The organism is Streptomyces roseus (assembly GCF_001044425.1).
GTDB classification, from domain to species: Bacteria; Actinomycetota; Actinomycetes; order Streptomycetales; family Streptomycetaceae; genus Streptomyces; species Streptomyces roseus.
Map to the genome: position 1 here is coordinate 1 of NZ_LFML01000118.1, position 17,905 is coordinate 17,905.

15 protein-coding genes, 1 tRNA gene and 2 pseudogenes are annotated in these 17,905 nt (G+C 72.0%); 5 read left to right on the plus strand and 13 right to left on the minus strand.

Annotated elements, in window-relative coordinates; translation table 11 throughout:
* Window positions 1-64: 64 nt before the first annotated feature.
* The 7 genes and pseudogenes from ACS04_RS26000 to pgsA form a co-directional block, all read right to left on the minus strand.
* Window positions 65-808 (minus strand): annotated as a pseudogene (locus ACS04_RS26000) (YebC/PmpR family DNA-binding transcriptional regulator); the annotation flags it as partial.
* 57 nt (window positions 809-865) lie between these two features.
* On the minus strand, window positions 866-1,456 hold the full coding sequence (gene pdxT / locus ACS04_RS26005) for a pyridoxal 5'-phosphate synthase glutaminase subunit PdxT (RefSeq protein ID WP_048479208.1): 591 nt from the start codon (window positions 1,454-1,456) through the stop codon (window positions 866-868).
* Between the two features lie 5 nt (window positions 1,457-1,461).
* Window positions 1,462-2,379, minus strand: a complete 918-nt coding sequence (gene pdxS / locus ACS04_RS26010; protein WP_030157377.1) for a pyridoxal 5'-phosphate synthase lyase subunit PdxS — start codon at window positions 2,377-2,379, stop codon at window positions 1,462-1,464.
* A 171-nt stretch (window positions 2,380-2,550) separates the two neighbouring features.
* Window positions 2,551-3,090 (minus strand): membrane protein, encoded by a 540-nt coding sequence (locus ACS04_RS26015; protein ID WP_048479209.1) that lies wholly within the window; start codon window positions 3,088-3,090, stop codon window positions 2,551-2,553.
* A gap of 28 nt (window positions 3,091-3,118) precedes the next feature.
* Window positions 3,119-4,285 (minus strand): glycosyltransferase family 4 protein, encoded by a 1,167-nt coding sequence (locus ACS04_RS26020; RefSeq protein ID WP_048479210.1) that lies wholly within the window; start codon window positions 4,283-4,285, stop codon window positions 3,119-3,121.
* Window positions 4,282-5,190: a phosphatidylinositol mannoside acyltransferase gene (locus ACS04_RS26025; protein ID WP_048479211.1), complete on the minus strand. Its 909-nt coding sequence runs from the start codon at window positions 5,188-5,190 to the stop codon at window positions 4,282-4,284. The genes ACS04_RS26020 and ACS04_RS26025 overlap by 4 nt, the downstream gene beginning before the upstream one ends.
* The gene (gene pgsA, locus ACS04_RS26030) at window positions 5,190-5,855 is read right to left on the minus strand and encodes a phosphatidylinositol phosphate synthase (protein WP_048479212.1); all 666 of its coding nucleotides are present in this window, start codon (window positions 5,853-5,855) and stop codon (window positions 5,190-5,192) included. The genes ACS04_RS26025 and pgsA overlap by 1 nt, the downstream gene beginning before the upstream one ends.
* A 243-nt stretch (window positions 5,856-6,098) precedes the next feature.
* Here pgsA and ACS04_RS26035 point away from each other — a divergent pair, with 243 nt between their 5' ends.
* Together ACS04_RS26035 and ACS04_RS26040 are read left to right on the plus strand one after the other, a co-directional pair.
* Window positions 6,099-8,294, plus strand: a complete 2,196-nt coding sequence (locus ACS04_RS26035) for an elongation factor G-like protein EF-G2 (RefSeq protein WP_048479213.1) — start codon at window positions 6,099-6,101, stop codon at window positions 8,292-8,294.
* Window positions 8,295-8,442: 148 nt separating this feature from the next.
* The gene (locus ACS04_RS26040) at window positions 8,443-10,107 is read left to right on the plus strand and encodes a hypothetical protein (RefSeq protein WP_107438702.1); all 1,665 of its coding nucleotides are present in this window, start codon (window positions 8,443-8,445) and stop codon (window positions 10,105-10,107) included.
* Between the two features lie 92 nt (window positions 10,108-10,199).
* Here ACS04_RS26040 and ACS04_RS26045 read toward each other — a convergent pair whose 3' ends face one another.
* The gene (locus ACS04_RS26045; RefSeq protein WP_048479215.1) at window positions 10,200-10,760 is read right to left on the minus strand and encodes an HIT family protein; all 561 of its coding nucleotides are present in this window, start codon (window positions 10,758-10,760) and stop codon (window positions 10,200-10,202) included.
* A gap of 67 nt (window positions 10,761-10,827) precedes the next feature.
* On the opposite strand from ACS04_RS26045, the gene ACS04_RS26050 reads away from it, so the two are divergent.
* Window positions 10,828-11,523, plus strand: coding sequence for a potassium channel family protein (locus tag ACS04_RS26050; protein ID WP_048479216.1), 696 nt, complete (start codon window positions 10,828-10,830; stop codon window positions 11,521-11,523).
* A gap of 9 nt (window positions 11,524-11,532) precedes the next feature.
* Here the strand turns inward: ACS04_RS26050 and thrS are convergent, their stop codons facing one another.
* The 3 genes from thrS to ACS04_RS26065 form a co-directional block, all read right to left on the minus strand.
* Window positions 11,533-13,509, minus strand: a complete 1,977-nt coding sequence (thrS, locus tag ACS04_RS26055; RefSeq protein WP_048479217.1) for a threonine--tRNA ligase — start codon at window positions 13,507-13,509, stop codon at window positions 11,533-11,535.
* 219 nt (window positions 13,510-13,728) lie between these two features.
* Window positions 13,729-14,973 (minus strand): hypothetical protein, encoded by a 1,245-nt coding sequence (locus ACS04_RS26060; protein ID WP_245236551.1) that lies wholly within the window; start codon window positions 14,971-14,973, stop codon window positions 13,729-13,731.
* On the minus strand, window positions 14,973-15,563 hold the full coding sequence (locus ACS04_RS26065) for a DUF4365 domain-containing protein (protein ID WP_048479218.1): 591 nt from the start codon (window positions 15,561-15,563) through the stop codon (window positions 14,973-14,975). Before ACS04_RS26065 ends, ACS04_RS26060 begins: the two co-directional genes overlap by 1 nt.
* Window positions 15,564-15,793: 230 nt before the next feature.
* Between ACS04_RS26065 and ACS04_RS26070 the strand changes: the two genes are divergently transcribed.
* Complete coding sequence (locus ACS04_RS26070) at window positions 15,794-16,519, plus strand: 3'-5' exonuclease (RefSeq protein WP_048479219.1); 726 nt, start codon at window positions 15,794-15,796, stop codon at window positions 16,517-16,519.
* A 128-nt stretch (window positions 16,520-16,647) separates the two neighbouring features.
* Here the strand turns inward: ACS04_RS26070 and ACS04_RS26075 are convergent.
* Window positions 16,648-16,719, minus strand: a tRNA-Val gene (locus tag ACS04_RS26075).
* Window positions 16,720-16,758: 39 nt separating this feature from the next.
* Window positions 16,759-17,301, minus strand: coding sequence for an SRPBCC family protein (locus tag ACS04_RS26080; protein WP_398023819.1), 543 nt, complete (start codon window positions 17,299-17,301; stop codon window positions 16,759-16,761).
* Window positions 17,302-17,478: 177 nt separating this feature from the next.
* On the opposite strand from ACS04_RS26080, the pseudogene ACS04_RS26085 reads away from it, so the two are divergent.
* Window positions 17,479-17,905 (plus strand): annotated as a pseudogene (locus ACS04_RS26085) (SCO7613 C-terminal domain-containing membrane protein); the annotation flags it as partial.

Consider the following 17,905-nt stretch of genomic DNA (forward strand, 5'->3'; position numbering starts at 1 on the left):
TGTGCGGCACCTGCCGCGCCTGCAAGCGCGGCCGCCCCTGGTACTGCTTCAACACGCACAACGCGACGCAGTCCATGACCCTGGAGGAGACGTCGAAGTTGGCGAAGACGTTCTGCACGTCGTCGCTGTCCTCCAGCGCGTCGATCAGCTTGAAGATCTTGCGCGCGCCCTCTTCGTCCAGCTCGACCTGCATGGTCGGGACGAAGCTGGAGTCGGCCGAGTCGTAGTCGATGCCCGCCTCCTGGAGCGCGGTGCGGACCGCGACCATGTCGGTCGGCTCGCTGATGATCTCGAAGGTGTCGCCGTTGTCGTTGACCTCTTCGGCACCGGCTTCGAGCACGGTCTCCAGGACGTCGTCCTCGGAGAGCTCGCCCTTGGGCAGCAGGACGACGCCCTTGCGGTTGAACAGGTACGAGACCGAGCCCGGGTCGGCCATGGAGCCGCCGTTGCGGGTCATGGCGACGCGGACGTCGGACGCGGCGCGGTTGCGGTTGTCGGTGAGGCACTCGATGAGCACCGCGACACCGTTCGGGCCGTAGCCTTCGTACATGATCGTCTCGTAGTCGGCGCCGCCGGCTTCGAGACCGCCGCCGCGCTTGACCGCGGAGTCGATGTTCTTGTTCGGGACCGAGCTCTTCTTGGCCTTCTGGATGGCGTCGAAGAGGGTGGGGTTGCCGTCGATGTCGGCACCGCCCATACGGGCCGCGACCTCGATGTTCTTGATCAGCTTCGCGAAGAGCTTGCCGCGCTTGGCATCGATCACGGCCTTCTTGTGCTTCGTCGTAGCCCATTTAGAGTGGCCGGACATCCGCCTGTCTCCTTCGCGTAACCAACAGTGTGCACCTCAGATCCTACCGGGACCTGTTTACAGCCCCGCGCGCACCATGTCGACGAAGTACGCGTGGACCCGGTCGTCTCCGGTCAGCTCGGGGTGGAAGGAGGTGGCGAGCACGTTGCCCTGGCGCACGGCGACCGTGTGGCCGTCGTACGTGGCGAGCACCTCGGCGGCGGCGCCGACCGACTCCACCCACGGGGCGCGGATGAAGACGCCTTCGACGGGGCCTCCCGCTATGCCCGCGAAGTCGATCTTCGCTTCGAAGGACTCGTTCTGACGGCCGAAGGCGTTGCGGCGCACGATCATGTCGACGCCGCCCAGGGTCTCCTGGTCCTCACGGCCGTCGAGCAGCTTGTCCGCGAGCATGATCATGCCGGCGCAGGTGCCGTAGACCGGCATGCCCGCCCTCACCCGCTCGCGCAGCGGCTCCAGCATGCCGAACAGGACGGCCAGCTTCGACATCGTCGTGGACTCGCCGCCGGGGATCACCAGGGCGTCGACCTCGGCGAGCTCCTCGGGGCGCCGGACCGGCCTGGCCACGGCGTCCGCCGCGGCCAGGGCGATCAGGTGCTCCCGTACATCGCCCTGGAGGGCCAGGACACCGACAACGGGGTTCGTCATGACGACTACCAGCCGCGGTTGGCGTAGCGCTCGGCCTCGGGGAGGGTGTCGCAGTTGATGCCGACCATGGCCTCGCCCAGGTTGCGGGACGCGTCCGCGATGATCTTCGGGTCGTCGTAGAAGGTGGTGGCCTTCACGATGGCGGCGGCGCGCTTGGCCGGGTCGCCCGACTTGAAGATGCCGGAGCCGACGAAGACGCCCTCGGCGCCGAGCTGGCGCATGAGCGCGGCGTCGGCCGGGGTGGCGACACCGCCGGCGGAGAACAGCACGACCGGGAGCTTGCCGAGCTCGGCGACCTCCTTGACGAGCTCGTACGGGGCGCGCAGCTCCTTGGCCGCGGCGTACAGCTCGTTGTTGTCGAAGCCGCGCAGCTTGGCGATCTCGTTCTTGATCTGGCGCAGGTGGCGGACGGCCTCGACGACGTTGCCGGTGCCGGCCTCGCCCTTCGAGCGGATCATGGCCGCGCCCTCGGCGATGCGGCGCAGGGCCTCGCCCAGGTTGGTGGCACCGCAGACGAAGGGGGTGGTGAACGCCCACTTGTCGGAGTGGTTGACCTCGTCGGCCGGGGTCAGGACCTCGGACTCGTCGATGTAGTCGACGCCGAGGGACTGCAGGACCTGGGCCTCGACGAAGTGGCCGATGCGGGACTTGGCCATGACGGGGATGGAGACGGCCTCGATGATCTCTTCGATCATGTTCGGGTCCGACATGCGCGCCACGCCGCCGTCCTTGCGGATGTCGGCGGGGACCCGCTCCAGGGCCATGACGGCCACGGCGCCGGCGTCCTCGGCGATCTTCGCCTGCTCGGCGTTGACCACGTCCATGATCACGCCGCCCTTGAGCTGCTCGGCCATGCCGCGCTTGACGCGGGAGGTGCCGATCGCCGACTCAGCGGACTGCGGGGTGGAGGGAAGCGTGCTCACGGATTGACCTCACTCGAAGGGAAGACGGGCGCTGCAGTGGTGCGCCGCAGGGGTGCTGCGGTGCTACTCGCCGAGCAAACCGTTCCGGACCAGTCCACCGCAAGGGCCAATGAGGAGCCGGTGGCTCCTTCCAACTTGGCCTCCGGGTACAAATGGGGCTGATGCGTTCCGCTACGGCCGGTCGGCAAGATCCACCGGTGGCTCGTCGTCCATCTCGAAGGCGAGCGGGAACGGGGCGTGCCCGGCCAGCCGGAACCAGCGGACCTTGCGGTGCCTGCGCAGCGCGCGGGCGGCCCGTACGGCGTCGTTGTGGAACCGGCGCGCCATGGGCACCCGGCGGACGGCCGCGGCCAGCTCCTCGGCGGCCGCCTCGCCGCCGGGGGCGGCCTTGAGCACATCCACCTGGTCGGCGTCGGCGAACACCGCGCGCAGCGCCTGGCTGAGCTCGCTCTCGGCGACCTCGCGGTGCTCCTCCTCGGCCTGGCGGGCGGCGTGGGCGGCCTCGTACAGGACGATCGAGGAGGCGGGGTCGAGCACCCCGGAGGTCGCCACTTCGATGACCACCGAGGCGCGCCGGACGAGCTGCGCGTCGAGGGCGGCGCGGGCGGCGTCCATCCGCGAGTGGAGCCGGTCCAGCCGTCCGGCGGTCCAGCTGAGGTAGACCCCGATGGCGCCGAGCGCCAGGACGGTCCAGACAAGGGTTTCGATCACGGCCCGCGACCTTACCCCGTGCCGCGGGTCAGGACGTGTCCCGGGTCAGGCCCAGGCGGGTGCGCAGGGGCACGCGCTCGTCCGTGGCCACCGCGGCGGCGCCGTCCGTCACCGTCTCGTAGACCGCGAGGATGTCCGCGCCGACCGTCGCCCAGTCGAAGCGGCGTACGTGCGCGCTGCCGCGGGCGCTGAGTTCCGCGCGCCGCCGCGGGTCGCCGAGCAGGGCCACCGCGCCGGCGGCCAGCGCGTCGGCGTCCCCGCCCGCGAACAGCTCCCCCGCCGCGCCCTGGTCCAGGACCTGGGCGAACGCGTCCAGGTCGGAGGCCAGCACCGCGGCGCCCGCCGACAGGGCCTCGACGAGGATGATGCCGAAGCTCTCGCCGCCGGTGTTGGGAGCCACGTACACGTCGACGCTGCGCAGCAGCCGCGCCTTGTCCTCGTCCGAGACCATCCCGAGGAACTCCACCCGTTCGCGCAGCTCGGCGGGGAGGGAGGCGACGGCCTCCTCCTCGTCGCCGCGGCCCGCCACGAGCAGCCGTACGTCCGGGCAGGCCTCCACGATCCGGGGGAACGCGGCCATGAGCACCGGGAGGCCCTTGCGGGGCTCGTCGATCCGGCCGATGAAGCCGAGGGTCTGCCCGGACCAGTCCGGGTTCGGCTCGGCCTTGGCGAAGAAGTCCACGTCGACGCCGTTGGGGATGACCACGGCGTCCCCGCCCAGGTGCTCCACGAGCGTGCGGCGCGCGTACTCGCTCACCGCGATCCGCGCGCTGATCTTCTCCAGCGCCGGCTGGAGGATCGGGTACGCGGCGATCATGGCGCGCGAGCGCGGGTTCGAGGTGTGGAAGGTGGCCACGATCGGCCCCTGCGCCGCCCAGCAGGACAGCAGTCCCAGCGAGGGCGAGGCCGGCTCGTGGATGTGGATCACGTCGAAGACGCCGTCGTGCAGCCAGCGCCGCACCCGCGCCGCCGACAGGAAGCCGAAGTTCAGCCGGGCCACGGACCCGTTGTACGGCACCGGCACGGCCCGCCCCGCCGAGACCACGTACGGCGGCAGCGGCGTCTCGTCGTCCGCCGGGGCCAGCACCGACACCTCGTGGCCGAGGCGGATCAGGTGCTCGGCGAGGTCGCGGATGTGGAACTGGACGCCGCCCGGTACGTCCCAGGAGTACGGGCACACGATGCCGATCTTCACTGGGCGCGCTCCTGAAGGTCGTCCAGCCACAACCGCTGCAGCATGTGCCAGTCCTGCGGGTGCTCGGCGATGCCCTGCGCGAACGCGTCGGCCACCGCCTGGGTCATGGCGGCCGTCTTCTCGGTCCGGGTCCCGGTCGCGGGGACGGGCACCTCGGCGTGGATCCGGCCGTGCATCTTCGGGGCGTCGCCGTAGTACAGGGTGGCGGGCAGCAGGGCCGCGCCCGTCTGCTGGGCCAGCAGCGCCGGGCCGGCCGGCATCCGCGCCGCCGAGCCGAAGAAGTCCACCCGGACCCCGGAGGCCGACAGGTCCCGGTCGGCCACCAGGCAGACGAGCCCGCCGGCGCGCAGCCGGCGGGCGAGGGTGCCGAAGGAGGAGGGGCCGTTGTGCGGCAGCACCTCCATGCCCAGGCTCTCCCGGTAGGCGACGAAGCGGTCGTAGAGGGATTCGGGCTTGAGCCGCTCGGCGACGGTGGTGAACGGATATCCCAGGTGCCCGGTGGCCCAGGCGCCGGCGAGGTCCCAGTTGGCCAGGTGCGGCAGGGCGACGATCACCCCGCGCCCGGAGGCCATGGCCTCGCGCAGGACGTGGACGTCCTTCATCTCCACGTCCGTGCCGAAGCGCGCGGGATCCATGGCGGGCAGCCGGAAGGATTCCATCCAGTAGCGCATGTACGAGCGCATGCCGGCCTTCGAGAGCTCGCGCAGCCGCTCCGGCCCGGCGTCCGGTACGACGCGGGCCAGGTTCGACTCCAGCCGCAGCACGCTCTTGCCGCGCTTCTTCCACGCATAGTCGGCGATCCGGCGCCCGAGGGCCACCGCGGCGGGCTCCGGCAGCTTCTTCACCCCGGCCCAGCCGAGGCCGTACACGGCATCGACCAGCTTGTCCTGCACCCGGCCGGCCATCAGGCCGCGCCGCCTTCGGACACGGCGGCCGCGGCGTCGGCCTCCGCCGCCTCACGGCGTACGGTGACCACCCGCTGGATCAGCGTGACGAGCGAGCCCACGGCGACGACCCACAGCGCGATCGGCAGCAGCACCCCGATCCACGAGGGCACCCCGAAGGTCTGGAGCCCGGACAGACCGGCCGCGACCAGCGAGATCACGAGGCGCTCGGCGCGCTCGATGAGCCCGTTGACGGCCACCGGCAGCCCGATCGACTCGCCGCGGGCCTTGGTGTACGAGACCACCTGGCCGCTGGCCAGGCAGAAGATCGCCACCGCGCACAGCACGTTGTCGTTCCCGTTGCCCGCGTACCAGAGCGCGAGGCCGCCGAAGATCGCCGCGTCGGCCACCCGGTCGAGCGTGGAGTCGAGGAAGGCGCCCCAGCGGCTGGAGACGCCCGCCTGGCGGGCCATGTTCCCGTCCACCAGGTCGGAGAAGACGAACAGGGTGATGGTGATGGTGCCCCAGAAGAACTCCCCCCGGGGGAAGAAGACCAGCGCTCCCGCCACCACTCCGGCCGTGCCGATCAGGGTGACCGCGTCCGGGCTCACCCCCCGCCGGAGGAGGAATGCGGCGAATGGCGTGAGAACACGCGTGAAGAAAGCACGCGCGTACTTGTTCAGCATGGCCTTCCCGGAGGGTCGCTGGGCCGCGCGGCCCCATCGGCCACCGGCTGGCCCATCGTAGCCAGCGCCCCGGGCCCCCGGCGCCGCGCACCCACCGGTTGGGGCCGGGCAATCGCCGCACCGTCCCCGTGTCGTGCTCCGGACAGGGACGAGTACTACGTATGGACGCAGTGTGACGCCGGTGCAAAGCTCGAAGGACCCCGATTCCACCTCCTCACCGTCACACCGGGAGGCACGAGCATCATGGGAGCCACATCACACCAAGCCGGAGCCGCCGGCAGGGCACCGACGGCCGACCGCCCGTCGTCGCTGCGCAACGTCGTGCTGGTCGGCCACACCGGAGCCGGCAAGACCACGCTGGTCGAGGCCCTCGCCCTGACGGCGGGCGCCGTCAACCGGGCCGGCCGGGTCGAGGACGGCACCTCCGTCTCCGACTACGACGAGATCGAGCACCGGCAGCAGCGGTCCGTACAGCTGTCCCTGGTCCCCGTCGAATGGGCCGGGATCAAGATCAACATCCTGGACACCCCCGGATACGCCGATTTCGTCGGCGAGCTGCGGGCCGGTCTGCGCGCCGCGGACGCGGCCCTCTTCGTCGTCTCCTCCTCGGACGGCATCGACGGCGCCACCCGGATGCTCTGGGACGAGTGCGCGGCCGTGGGCATGCCCCGCGCCATCGTCGTCACCCACCTGGAGGCGGCCCGCGCCGACTACGCGCAGATGGCCACCGTCTGCGGGGAGATCTTCGGGGCCGAGGACCCCGACGCCGTCATCCCGCTCTACCTGCCCCTGTACGGGCCCCCCGGCCCGGACGGCCACGCGCCGGTCGCCAGCCTCCTCGGCCTGCTCTCGCGGCGCGTGTACGACTACACCTCCGGGGAGCGCGTGGAGCGCGACCCCGAGCCCGCCGAGCTCGCCCTCATCTCCGACGCCCGCTCGCGCCTGATCGAGGGGATCATCGCGGAGAGCGAGGACGAGAGCCTCATGGACCGCTACCTCGGCGGCGAGGAGATCGATGTCAAGACCCTCGTCGACGACCTGGAGCGCGCCGTCGCCCGCGGCGGCTTCCACCCCGTCCTGATGGCCGCCCCCGCCGCCGAGGGCGCCCGCCAGGGCCTCGGCACCGTGGAGCTCCTGGAACTGATCACCGGCGGTTTCCCCAGCCCCCTGGAGCGGGCCGCCGTGTCCGTCACCGCCCCGGACGGCGCCGAGCGCCCGGAGGTCACCTGCGATCCCGACGGCCCGCTGGTCGCCGAGGTGGTCAAGACCTCCTCCGACCCCTACGTCGGGCGCGTCTCCCTCGTCCGCGTCTTCTCCGGCACCCTGCGCCCCGAGGAGACCGTGCACGTCAGTGGGCACGGTCTGGGCGACCGGGGGCACGAGGACCACGACGTCGACGAGCGGATCGGCTCCCTCACCTCCCCCTTCGGCAAACAGCAGCGCACCCTGACCCAGGTCATCGCCGGTGACCTCGCCTGCGTGGCCAAACTCACCCGCGCCGAGACCGGCGACACCCTCTCGGCCAAGGACCGGCCCCTGCTCATGGAGCCCTGGCCGATGCCCGATCCGCTGCTCCCCCTCGCCATCGCGGCCCACAGCAAGGCCGACGAGGACAAGCTCTCCCAGGGCTTGGCCCGCCTCGTGGCCGAGGACCCCACGATGCGGCTGGAGCAGAACCCCGACACCCACCAGGTCGTCCTGTGGTGCCTCGGCGAGGCCCACCAGGACGTGGCCCTGGAGCGGCTGCGCAGCCGCTACGGGGTCCAGGTCGACCCCGTCCCGCACAAGGTGAGCCTGCGCGAGACCTTCGGCGCCAAGGCCGCCGGGCGCGGCCGGCACGTCAAACAGTCCGGCGGGCACGGCCAGTTCGCCATCTGCGAGATCGAGGTCGAACCGCTCCCGCCGGGCAGCGGCATCGAGTTCGTCGACAAGGTCGTCGGAGGCGCGGTGCCCCGCCAGTTCATCCCGTCCGTGGAGAAGGGCGTGCGCGCGCAGGCCGCCCGCGGGGTCGCGGCCGGCCATCCGCTGGTGGACGTGCGCGTCACCCTGCTCGACGGCAAGGCGCACTCGGTGGACTCCTCCGACGCCGCCTTCCAGACCGCCGGGGCGCTCGCCCTGCGCGAAGCGGCCGCCGAGGCCCGCATCCACCTCCTGGAACCGGTGGCCGAGCTGTGCGTCCTCGTGCCCGACGAGTACGTCGGCCCGGTCATGAGCGACCTCGCGGGCCGCCGCGGCCGCGTCGTCGGCACCGAACAGGCGGGCGCCGGCCGTACGGAGGTTCGTGCCGAGATCCCCGAGATCGAGATCGGCCGGTACGCGGTCGAACTGCGCTCCGTATCCCACGGCACGGGCCGGTTCACCCGTGCCTACGCCCGCCACGAACCCATGCCGCCCCAGATCGCCGACAAGGTGCGGGAACAGGCCGAGAAGGGAAGCTGATCGGCACGGCGCCGGGCCCGCCCGGCGGCCGCCCACCCAAGCCGCTTGCGGTGGGCGGCATTTCCCTGTCCCATGACCATGGGAAGAGATACGCCGATAGGCTCATCTGCGCGGCAAAAGAGCACAACGCACAGCGATGGGGGCAACGGTGGCGGACGACGGATTCGACTTCAGGCCCGGGGCGCAGATCCCCCTCCAGGGGGGCGGCGGGCAGACCGCGGCGACCAACGCCCTCGCGTCGGCCGCGTACCGGGACGGCGGCGCCGACACGAAGCTGTCGGACATACTCAAGGCCGACAACGAGTACCACAAGTCCACGGTCAAGCCTCCGAAGATCTCGCTCTTCGAGCCCAACCTGGGCGAGGCGTTCTGCCGCGCCGTCGAGGCCCGCACCCTGGGCGCCGGCCGCAAACCGCTCATCCAGTCCTTCGGCCTCGATCCACAGACCGTCGTGGAGCACTGCCTGGCAGCCTCGCGCATCCGCAAGGAGCGCGACCGCAAGCTGCGCCTGATCGTGCTGGTCGCCGGGGTCCTCTTCCTGCCCGGCCTCCTGCTGTGGCTGGGCCTCTTCCAGCTCCGCAAGACGCTGTCCAAAGGGGACGGAAAGCGCTCGTGGCTGGGCACGCTGCTGCTCGTGGGCGTCGCCGTCATAGCGGCCGTGCTGATGTTCCGGCTGCCGTTCACCGGCTTCCTCGGCCTCTACCTGCGCGGCATGATCATCGCCCCGGCGGTGGGCTGGCTGCTCGCCCGCCGGATCTGCGAGGCCACCGCCACCGACCTGCGCTCGCGCTGGGACGGGCTGCTGGCCGGCAGCGGCATAGGCGCGAAGATCCCTGAGGCGGTGCCCGGCAACCCCGACGAGAAGGCCCGTGAGGACCTGCGGCACTCGCTCGCCAAACTCACGGCCGAGGACCGCAGCAACTCCGTCTTCTACGCCGGCCCCAAGGGCATCCTCGGCATGGGCACCCGCTGGGGCAGCTGGCAGATGGCCGAGGAGCTCGTGCCCAAGACCGAGGGCATGGAGATCCACCCGTTCCGCAGCTGGGACGTCATACGCGCGGTCGACACCGAACTGCGCAAGCTGGAGCGCGGCCCGCTGCACACCGGCGGCCTGCCGCCCGCCTCGATCCAGCACTGGGTCGTCACCCCGGTCGGCGAAGGTGCCGCGGAGGTGGCCCGTCCCACCGGCGCCGACGTGGACACCTTCCTCGTCAAGCCGCACGAGATCACCCGGATCTGCAACGAGCAGCAGTTCAGCGGCGGCAACCGGCACTACCTCGGCATCCAGTACCCGCTCTGGGACGGCCAGTTGGTGATCACCATGCTGGTGACGGTCACCGTGCTGTACAAGACCCTGCGCGTCGAGGTGACCGGGCACGCCCTCGGGCCGGTGCACGGCCTGTTCACCACCAAGTCGGCGACACCGAAGGTCGAGGTCCCCAAGTCCGTCCGGTTCTGGGAGACCGTCGAGCGGCCCCTGCCGCTGGTGGACGCCCAGGAGGTGGTCCGCCTCGCCGTCCGCGCCCCGCTGACCTGGTTCCCGCCGATCCTCGACTTCTTCGGGGGCAAGCTGGTCCTGCCCGAACCCTTCGGCCTGCGCCACGTCTGGGCGGGCCAGCCCTGGCGCCACCGGTTCATGGCGGACGACGCCCTGCGCGCCGCGACCCCGGTGCTGCGGGCCGTGCACGCGGCGGCGCTGCGGGTGCTGGAGGAGAACGGCGCCGACATCGACCGCTTCAGCAACCGCTCGATGATCGTCAGCGGTCTCGTCCAGGACGCCGCCCCGCGCAAGGCGGACGCGTACGACGCCTAGACGAGAGGTCCCGGAGCCGGTGCGCGGCTCCGGGACCTCCCGGTCGTCTCCTGGTCGGGGCCTCGGCCCGGGACCGGGCCTGGGCCCCCGTACTAGACGACGGGCCAGGCGTCGGCGAGCATCTGGCGGGTGTCCGCGAGGAGTTGGGGCAGCACCTTCGTGTGGCCGACGACCGGCATGAAGTTCGTGTCCCCGCCCCAGCGGGGCACGATGTGCTGGTGCAGGTGCGCCGCGATGCCGGCTCCCGCGACCGCGCCCTGGTTCATGCCGATGTTGAACCCGTGCGCCCCGGAGGCCTTGCGCAGCGCGACCATCGCCCGCTTCGTGAGATCGGCCAGCTCGACCGTCTCGGCGGCGTCGAGCTCCGTGTAGTCGGCGACGTGCCGGTACGGAACGACCATCAGGTGGCCGCCGTTGTACGGGTAGAGGTTCAGCACGGCGTAGACGTGGTTGCCCCGGGCCACGACCAGGCCGTCCTGGTCGGACATCTCCGGAATCCCGCAGAAGGGACAGCCGTCCCCGGCCTCCGGGCCGGTCGGCTTGTTCTCCCCCTGGATGTAGGCCATCCGGTGGGGCGTCCACAGACGCTGGAACGCGTCCTGCGTGCCCACACCGATCTGCTGCTCCGGCTCAGTCGTCATGGGATGCAGCATATGACCTTGCCCCTCGGCGGCGTGTCGCCGGGGCGGGGACCGGTGCCGGGGGCGCGATGCTGGGCCCATGCGCGTTGAAGCCGAGACCCCTGACGTCGCCTGGGAGCGCCGCACCGAGATCCCGCTCTTCTACCTCTCGCTCGTGTTCCTGGGCGGCTACGCGGTGCACGTGCTCGCCCACGCCCACACCCTCTGGCGCGACATCGCCACGATCGTCGTCGGGCTGACCTGGCTCTGCTTCGTCGTGGACTACGTGGTGCGACTGGTCCTGAGCCGCCAGCGGCCCCTGCGGTTCGTCCGCCGCCACTGGCTGGACACCGTGATCGTGATCCTTCCGACGCTGCGGGCGCTGCGCATGGTCAAGGTCCACGACGCGGTCATGGCCAAGCGGCGGGACCGCCCGCACCGCAGCCTGTACCCGCGCGTGATCACGTACGCCGGCCTGACCTCGCTGCTGCTCGGCTTCTCCGGCTCGCTGGGCCTCTTCGACGCCGAGCGGCGGGACCCCCAGTCCCCGATCCAGTCGTTCGGCGACTCGCTGTGGTGCGTGATCCAGACGCTGACGACGGTCGGCTACGGCGACGTGGCCCCCGTGACCGTGCCGGGGCGGCTGGTGGCGACCGCCCTGATGATGTTCGGCCTGGGTCTGCTGGGGACGGTCACGGGTTCCTTCTCGTCCTGGCTGATCCAGATCTTCCGCCAGGACGACGAAGAGGGGCCCCCGGAGGACGGATCGTCCTTCGGGGGCCCCTCGGTGGCCTGACGGCGCCGCTCAGACCTGGACGCGGTCCTCGACGACCTTGGCCAGCTTGGCCAGGGCCTCGTCCTTGGCGATGCCGTTCTCCTGCGAACCGTCGCGGTAGCGGAAGGAGACGGTGCCCGCGGCCATGTCCTCGTCACCGACGATGATCATGAACGGGACCTTGAGCTTCTGGTGGTTGCGAATCTTCTTCTGCATGCGGTCGGAGGAGGCGTCCACCTCGACCCGCAGGCCCTTCTTCTTCGCCTCGGCGGCGAACTCCCGCAGGTAGTCCACGTGCCCGTCGCCGATCGGGATGCCGACGGCCTGGACCGGGGCGAGCCACGGCGGCATGGCGCCCGCGTAGTGCTCCAGCAGCACCGCGAAGAACCGCTCGATGGAGCCGAACAGCGCACGGTGGATCATGACCGGGCGCTGGCGGGAGCCGTCCGGCGCGGTGTACTCCAGGTTGAAGCGCTCGGGCAGGTTGAAGTCCAGCTGCACGGTCGACATCTGCCAGGTGCGGCCGATGGCGTCGCGCGCCTGCACCGAGATCTTCGGGCCGTAGAAGGCCGCGCCGCCCGGGTCGGGGGTCAGCGGGAGGCCCTGCTTCTCGGCGACCTGCTGGAGGACCGCGGTGGCCTCCTCCCAGACCTCGTCCGAGCCGACGAACTTCTCCGGGTCCTTGGTGGACAGCTCCAGGTAGAAGTCGGTCAGACCGTAGTCGCGCAGCAGGTTCAGCACGAAGGTGAGGGTCCGGTCGAGCTCGTCGGCCATCTGCTCGCGGGTGCAGTAGATGTGCGCGTCGTCCTGGGTGAAGCCGCGGGCGCGGGTCAGGCCGTGGACCACGCCCGACTTCTCGTACCGGTACACGGTGCCGAACTCGAACAGGCGCAGCGGGAGCTCACGGTACGAGCGGCCGCGCGCGTCGAAGATCAGGTTGTGCATCGGGCAGTTCATGGGCTTGAGGTAGTAGTCGGTACCACCGTCGAGCTGCATGGGGGGGTACATGCCCTCCGCGTACCAGTCCAGGTGCCCGCTCTTCTCGAAGAGCGCGCCCTTGGTGGCGTGCGGGGAGTAGACGAACTCGTAGCCCTCCTCCTCGTGGCGGCGGCGCGAGTAGTCCTCCATGGTCCGGCGGATGATGCCGCCGCGCGGGTGGAAGACGGCGAGGCCGGAGCCGATCTCGTCCGGGACGGAGAAGAGGTCGAGCTCGCTGCCGAGCTTGCGGTGGTCGCGCTTCTCGGCCTCGGCGAGGAAGTCGAGGTGGGCCTTCAGCTCCTCCTTCGAGGGCCAGGCGGTGCCGTAGATGCGCTGGAGCATCGGGTTCTTCTCGCTGCCGCGCCAGTAGGCGGCCGCGTTGCGCATCAGCTTGAACGCCGGGATGTTGCGGGTGGTCGGCAGGTGGGGACCGCGGCAGAGGTCCTTCCAGCACAGCTCGCCGGTCTTGGCGTCGAGGTTGTCGTAGATGGTCAGCTCGCCGCCGCCCACCTCGACGTTCGCGCCGTCGTCGGTGGAGGCCGATCCCTTGATGCCGATGAGCTCCAGCTTGTACGGCTCGTCGGCGAGCTCCTCGCGGGCCGCCTCGTCGGTGACGACGCGGCGCGAGAAGCGCTGGCCGCGCTTCTGGATCTCCTGCATCTTCTTCTCGACGGCCTTCAGGTCCTCCGGGGTGAAGGGCCGGGCCACGTCGAAGTCGTAGTAGAAGCCGTCCCGGACCGGCGGGCCGATGCCCAGCTTGGCCTCGGGGAAGAGCTCCTGCACGGCCTGCGCCATGACGTGCGCGGTCGAGTGGCGCAGGATGTTCAGGCCGTCCTCGGAGGAGATCTCCACCGGCTCGACGGTCTCGCCGTCCTTCACCTCGCACGAGAGGTCCTTGAGCTCGCCCGCGACGCGCGCGGCGACGATGGTGCGCTCACCGGCGAAGAGCTCGGCCGCCGTAGTGCCCGTGGCCACCACGCGCTCGTCCCGCTCGGAATCGCGTTGGATGATCACACGGACGTCTGACACCGGTCTCTCCTGACTCTGGGGGCGCCCCCCAGCGGTGGCTGGGGGAGGCGTGCGCGATCGAACGCCGCGCGCCTGAATCGTACCGAGCCGTGGGGCCCCGCCGCGAAACGGTTGTGGCCGGTGCCCGCGCGGGGCCTCGCGGCGTTCCGATCCGAGGGACACGGCCTATTCGAGGGACACGGCCTATCCGAGGGACACAGCCTGTCCGAGAGACTCGGCCTAATCGTCGGTGGGGAGGACGTCCTCGGGGTCCAGTGCCTCGTCCAGCGACTTCATGAGCCGGTCCCGCTCGACCTCGTCCATCGGAACCGGCGTCACGTCCGTGGCATCGGTCAGCCGCCGGAAGCCGCCCCGGCGCTGGAGCCGCCCGCTCACCCGGATCGGGAGGCCGACCAGGTGCGCGTGCCCCGCAACCCGGTACGCCTCCTCGTCCAGCACCGCCCGTACGTACGGCACCTCCGCCCCCGCCAGCACCCGCAGCCGGATCGTGCCCCCGCCGCCCGGCGCCGAGCGCCGCATCCGGACCACCGCCCCCGCGACCCGCACCGGCACCGCCGGTTCGTCCCGGGTGTAGCGCGCCGCCGCCTCCCGGAGCACCGGCAGGTCCCCCGGCGAGAACTCCACCGGCTCGGGACGTGCCGCGCACCCCGCCGGCACCCCGGCCGCCGGCGCCCAGGCCAGCGCGATCCGGGCTCCCTCCGAGCCGCGCACCAGAGCGATCAGCGCGTCCGCGAGCTCCCGGCTGACCCCGGCCTCGACGGCCGCGTCGAAGGCGTCCATGCCGCCGGTGGCCCGCCGGTAGTCCACGGCCTCCCGCGCCGCGTGCAGCGCGTGGTGCAGCCGGGTCACGGTACCCCGGCCGCCGTCCACGGGGACGTACGCGGTGAGCGTGCGCCCGCCGGGAACCGGCCCCACCAGGACCCCGTCCAGGGCCCGTTCGGCGTGGCCCCGATGGCGGGCGCCGTAGTACCCGGCCCTGGCCCGGTCCGCGAGGGCTCCGGCGAGCAGCAGCTGCCGGGCGGCCGAGCGCAGCTGCTCCTGCACGGTCCAGGCCGCCGCGCCCCGCGGTCCGTACGGGCCCTCGGGGCCCTCCGGGATGCGCCGCTCCCAGCGGATCTCGTCGCTGGGCACGCTCAGTCCGTACAGCACCTCCCGCGCGGAGGGCAGCGCGCTGCGCGAGAGTGCGGTCAGCGCCTCCTCCAGCAGGTCGGCGCAGTCGGGGAAGGCCCGGCTCTCCGGGACGAGGAGGCTGGCGCCCGCGCCGCCCGGCCCGTGCGGGGCCGGCGGCGTCCAGCGCCCGTACCGTCCCGCGGCCCCGCCCCGGCGCTGCCAGCCGTGCCGGTGCAGCAGGGCCCCCAGCACGGCAGGGTCGACGTGCGCGGGATCGGGCGTCCCGGAGTCGGAGAAGTCCCCGTACTCCGACGGGGACGTCAGCGGCTCCAGGTTCGGTGAGTGCCAGTGCATCACGGTGTCCCTCCCGACCCGACCCGGGTCATGATCTCGCACAGCGCCCGGTCGTCGAAGATCCGCGTGGTCGGGATCCGTACGGTGGTCCGGCGCCGGCCGGTCACGGGGTGCCCGGCGAGGTTGGTCCAGTAGCAGCAGTGCCGCAGATCGAGCCGGTCGTGGCAGGCGGCGAGCCACTGGTCGCGCTCTCGCGGGACGAGCATCACGACGAGGATCTTGTGGACGGCGACCGGTGTGCGGGCCAGCTTCACCAGGTGCTCGTTGTCGAGCGTGAACGCGAAGGTGGGCCCCGCCGGTCTGGGCGGTACCTGGTAGGTCGCCTTCAACTGCACCTTGATGGTGACCTCGTCGTCGACGACGTGCTCGGGCGCGCCGTGGTTGACCTGCCAGTCGATGCCGTTGTCCGGAAAGGGCTGGGAGAGCGAGCAGCCGGCCGCGGCGGCGACGGCGTGCAGGTAGCCCACCTGGAGGGTCTCCATGCAGGCGGTGGTGGCGAGCGTGCCGCGCAGCGGTCCGGTCCGGTGCGCGTCGCGCGGATCGGTCCGCCCCTGCAGCATCCCGCCCGGTTCGGGCTGCGCGAGCGCCATGGCCGGCTCCCCATGCCTTCCGGGCTCTGCCGAATGAGGGTGGTGTGGTGGGTGGGGTGATGACCGGTCATGTGTGCGGTCCCCCAGGGAAGTTGTCTCCGCAGCGGAAGGTCCGCAAACGGCGTACGGCGCAAACAGGCCGGGTATCACCGATGCGGGCAGGGGTGCACGTTCCGCGGCGGCGGTGCCCGGGTGCGCCCCGACTGCCGATCGGGAACGAGGAGTTCGCCATGACGCGCTGGTATGAGGGGCCGCTGGCCGCATTCGACACGGAGACGACCGGGGTGGACGTGGAGCAGGACCGGATCGTGTCCGCCGCTCTCATCGTGCAGGAGTGTGCGGGCGGCCGGGTCCGCTCCACCCGCTGGCTGGTCAATCCGGGGATTCCGGTGCCCCCGGGCGCCACGGAAGTGCACGGACTGACCGATGAGCACCTCCAGCGCAACGGCCGTTGGCCGGCGCCGGTGGTGGAGGAGATAGCCCGTTCGCTCGGGGAGCAGCTGGTGGCGGGCCGGCCGGTGGTGGTGATGAACGCGCCGTTCGACCTGACGCTGCTGGACCGGGAGTTGCGCCGGCACCGGGCGTCCTCGCTGGCGCGGTACCTGGACAACCGGCCGCTGACGGTGCTGGATCCGCGGGTACTGGACAAGCACCTGGACCGGTACCGCAAGGGCCGCCGGACGCTGACGGACCTGTGCGCGCACTACGGGATAGAGCTGGAGGGGGCGCATGACGCGGCGGCGGACGCGCTGGCCTCGCTGGAGCTGGTACGGGCGGTGGGGCGCCGGTTCGCGGGCCGGCTGGAGCGGCTGACCCCGGCGGAGCTGCACACGCTCCAAGCGGTGTGGCACGCGGCGCAGGCGCGCGGGCTGCAGGCGTGGTTCGCGCGGCAGGGGACGCCGGAGGCGGTGGACCCGCACTGGCCGCTGCGGCCGGAGATGCCGGCGGCGGCATAGACCCGGGGGGGCGTGGGCCGGCGTCGGCGTGGACCGGTGTGGACCGGTTTCGGCGGGGGCCTGAGGCGGCAACGGGCCCCGTACATGCGGAAGGCCGATCCGTCGTGAGACGGACCGGCCTGACCCGGTGGGCGATACTGGGATCGAACCAGTGACCCCTTCGGTGTGAACGAAGTGCTCTCCCGCTGAGCTAATCGCCCGGGAACGGGTTGAACAATACAAGAGGCACGGGGTCTGGTTCAAACCGCTTCCGGTGAGGCGGCCAGCCGGGCCGCGAGCGCGTGCCGGCCGGCCCGCATCATCAGGGCGTGGTTGAGCCGGAACGCGGGCCGCGCCGGCACCGCGAGGCGCCGCAGCAGGGGGCTGCGCACCTCGACCTCCTGCTCGTACAGCGCCCGCGTCCCGCGCCCGCCCGCTCCCCGGCGGGCCCGTACGGTCCACCGCGCCCAGCCCTCGACGTCCCCGTGCAGGGCCGCTTCCAGGAGTCCCCGGCCGGGGTCGCGCAGCAGTTCGGTGGCGGTCATCCGGATCTTGTACGGGAGGAGGGAGCGGATGAGCAGGTCGCCGCTGCGCTCGCCGGTCCGCTCGGCCTCGCGGACCTGGGGCCACCAGCGCGGGTAGTCGCCGGTCCGCTCCAGGACCGCGTAGACCCGCGCGGGCGGGGCGTCGAGGTCCCACACGCTGCGGAAGCGGTAGCGGTTCCAGCGGTCCAGCCGGTTGCGGAGGTACGGGCGGCTGTGGTGGTCCCTGCGGCTGTGGTGGTCCAGACGGCTGCGGTCCATGGACCCAGTCTGGATCGGCGGGACGGCGCGCGGGGCCCGGTCGCGCGCATCCACTCTTCCGTGCGTACGGATGCCGCGCGGGCCGTGGACCGCGCGCGCGTACTCCCTCGTACTCAGCGGCGATCTGAGTACGCGCACCCATGTCCTGACGGCGTGACGGCGGCCACACTCCGGAGCATGGCGACCCCTTCACCCGGCATGCCCCTGCCACCCGACCACGAACTGGCGCTCATCGACCGGGAGCTGGCCCAACTCGACCACCGACGCACGTACTTGCTGGCCCGGCGGGACTGGCTGCTGCGGCTGCCGGCACCCGCTCCGGGGCCGGCCCCGGCACCGAACGGCTGGGGCGCGCGAGCGGCGGCTTCCGCGGCCCGCCCGCAGGAGGCCTCGGGCCCGGGTGCGCAGAACGTGCTGCTGACGCTGGGCGCGGTGCTGCTCGCGGTGGCCGCGCTGGCGTTCACGCTGATCAGCTGGGGGTCCCTGGGGATCGCCGGGCGCAGCGCGGTGCTGGCCGTGGTGACGGCGGCGGCGCTGGGCGCGCCCGCGCTGCTGCTGCGCCGCGGGCTGCGGTCGACGGCCGAGTCGGTGGCGGCGGTGGGGC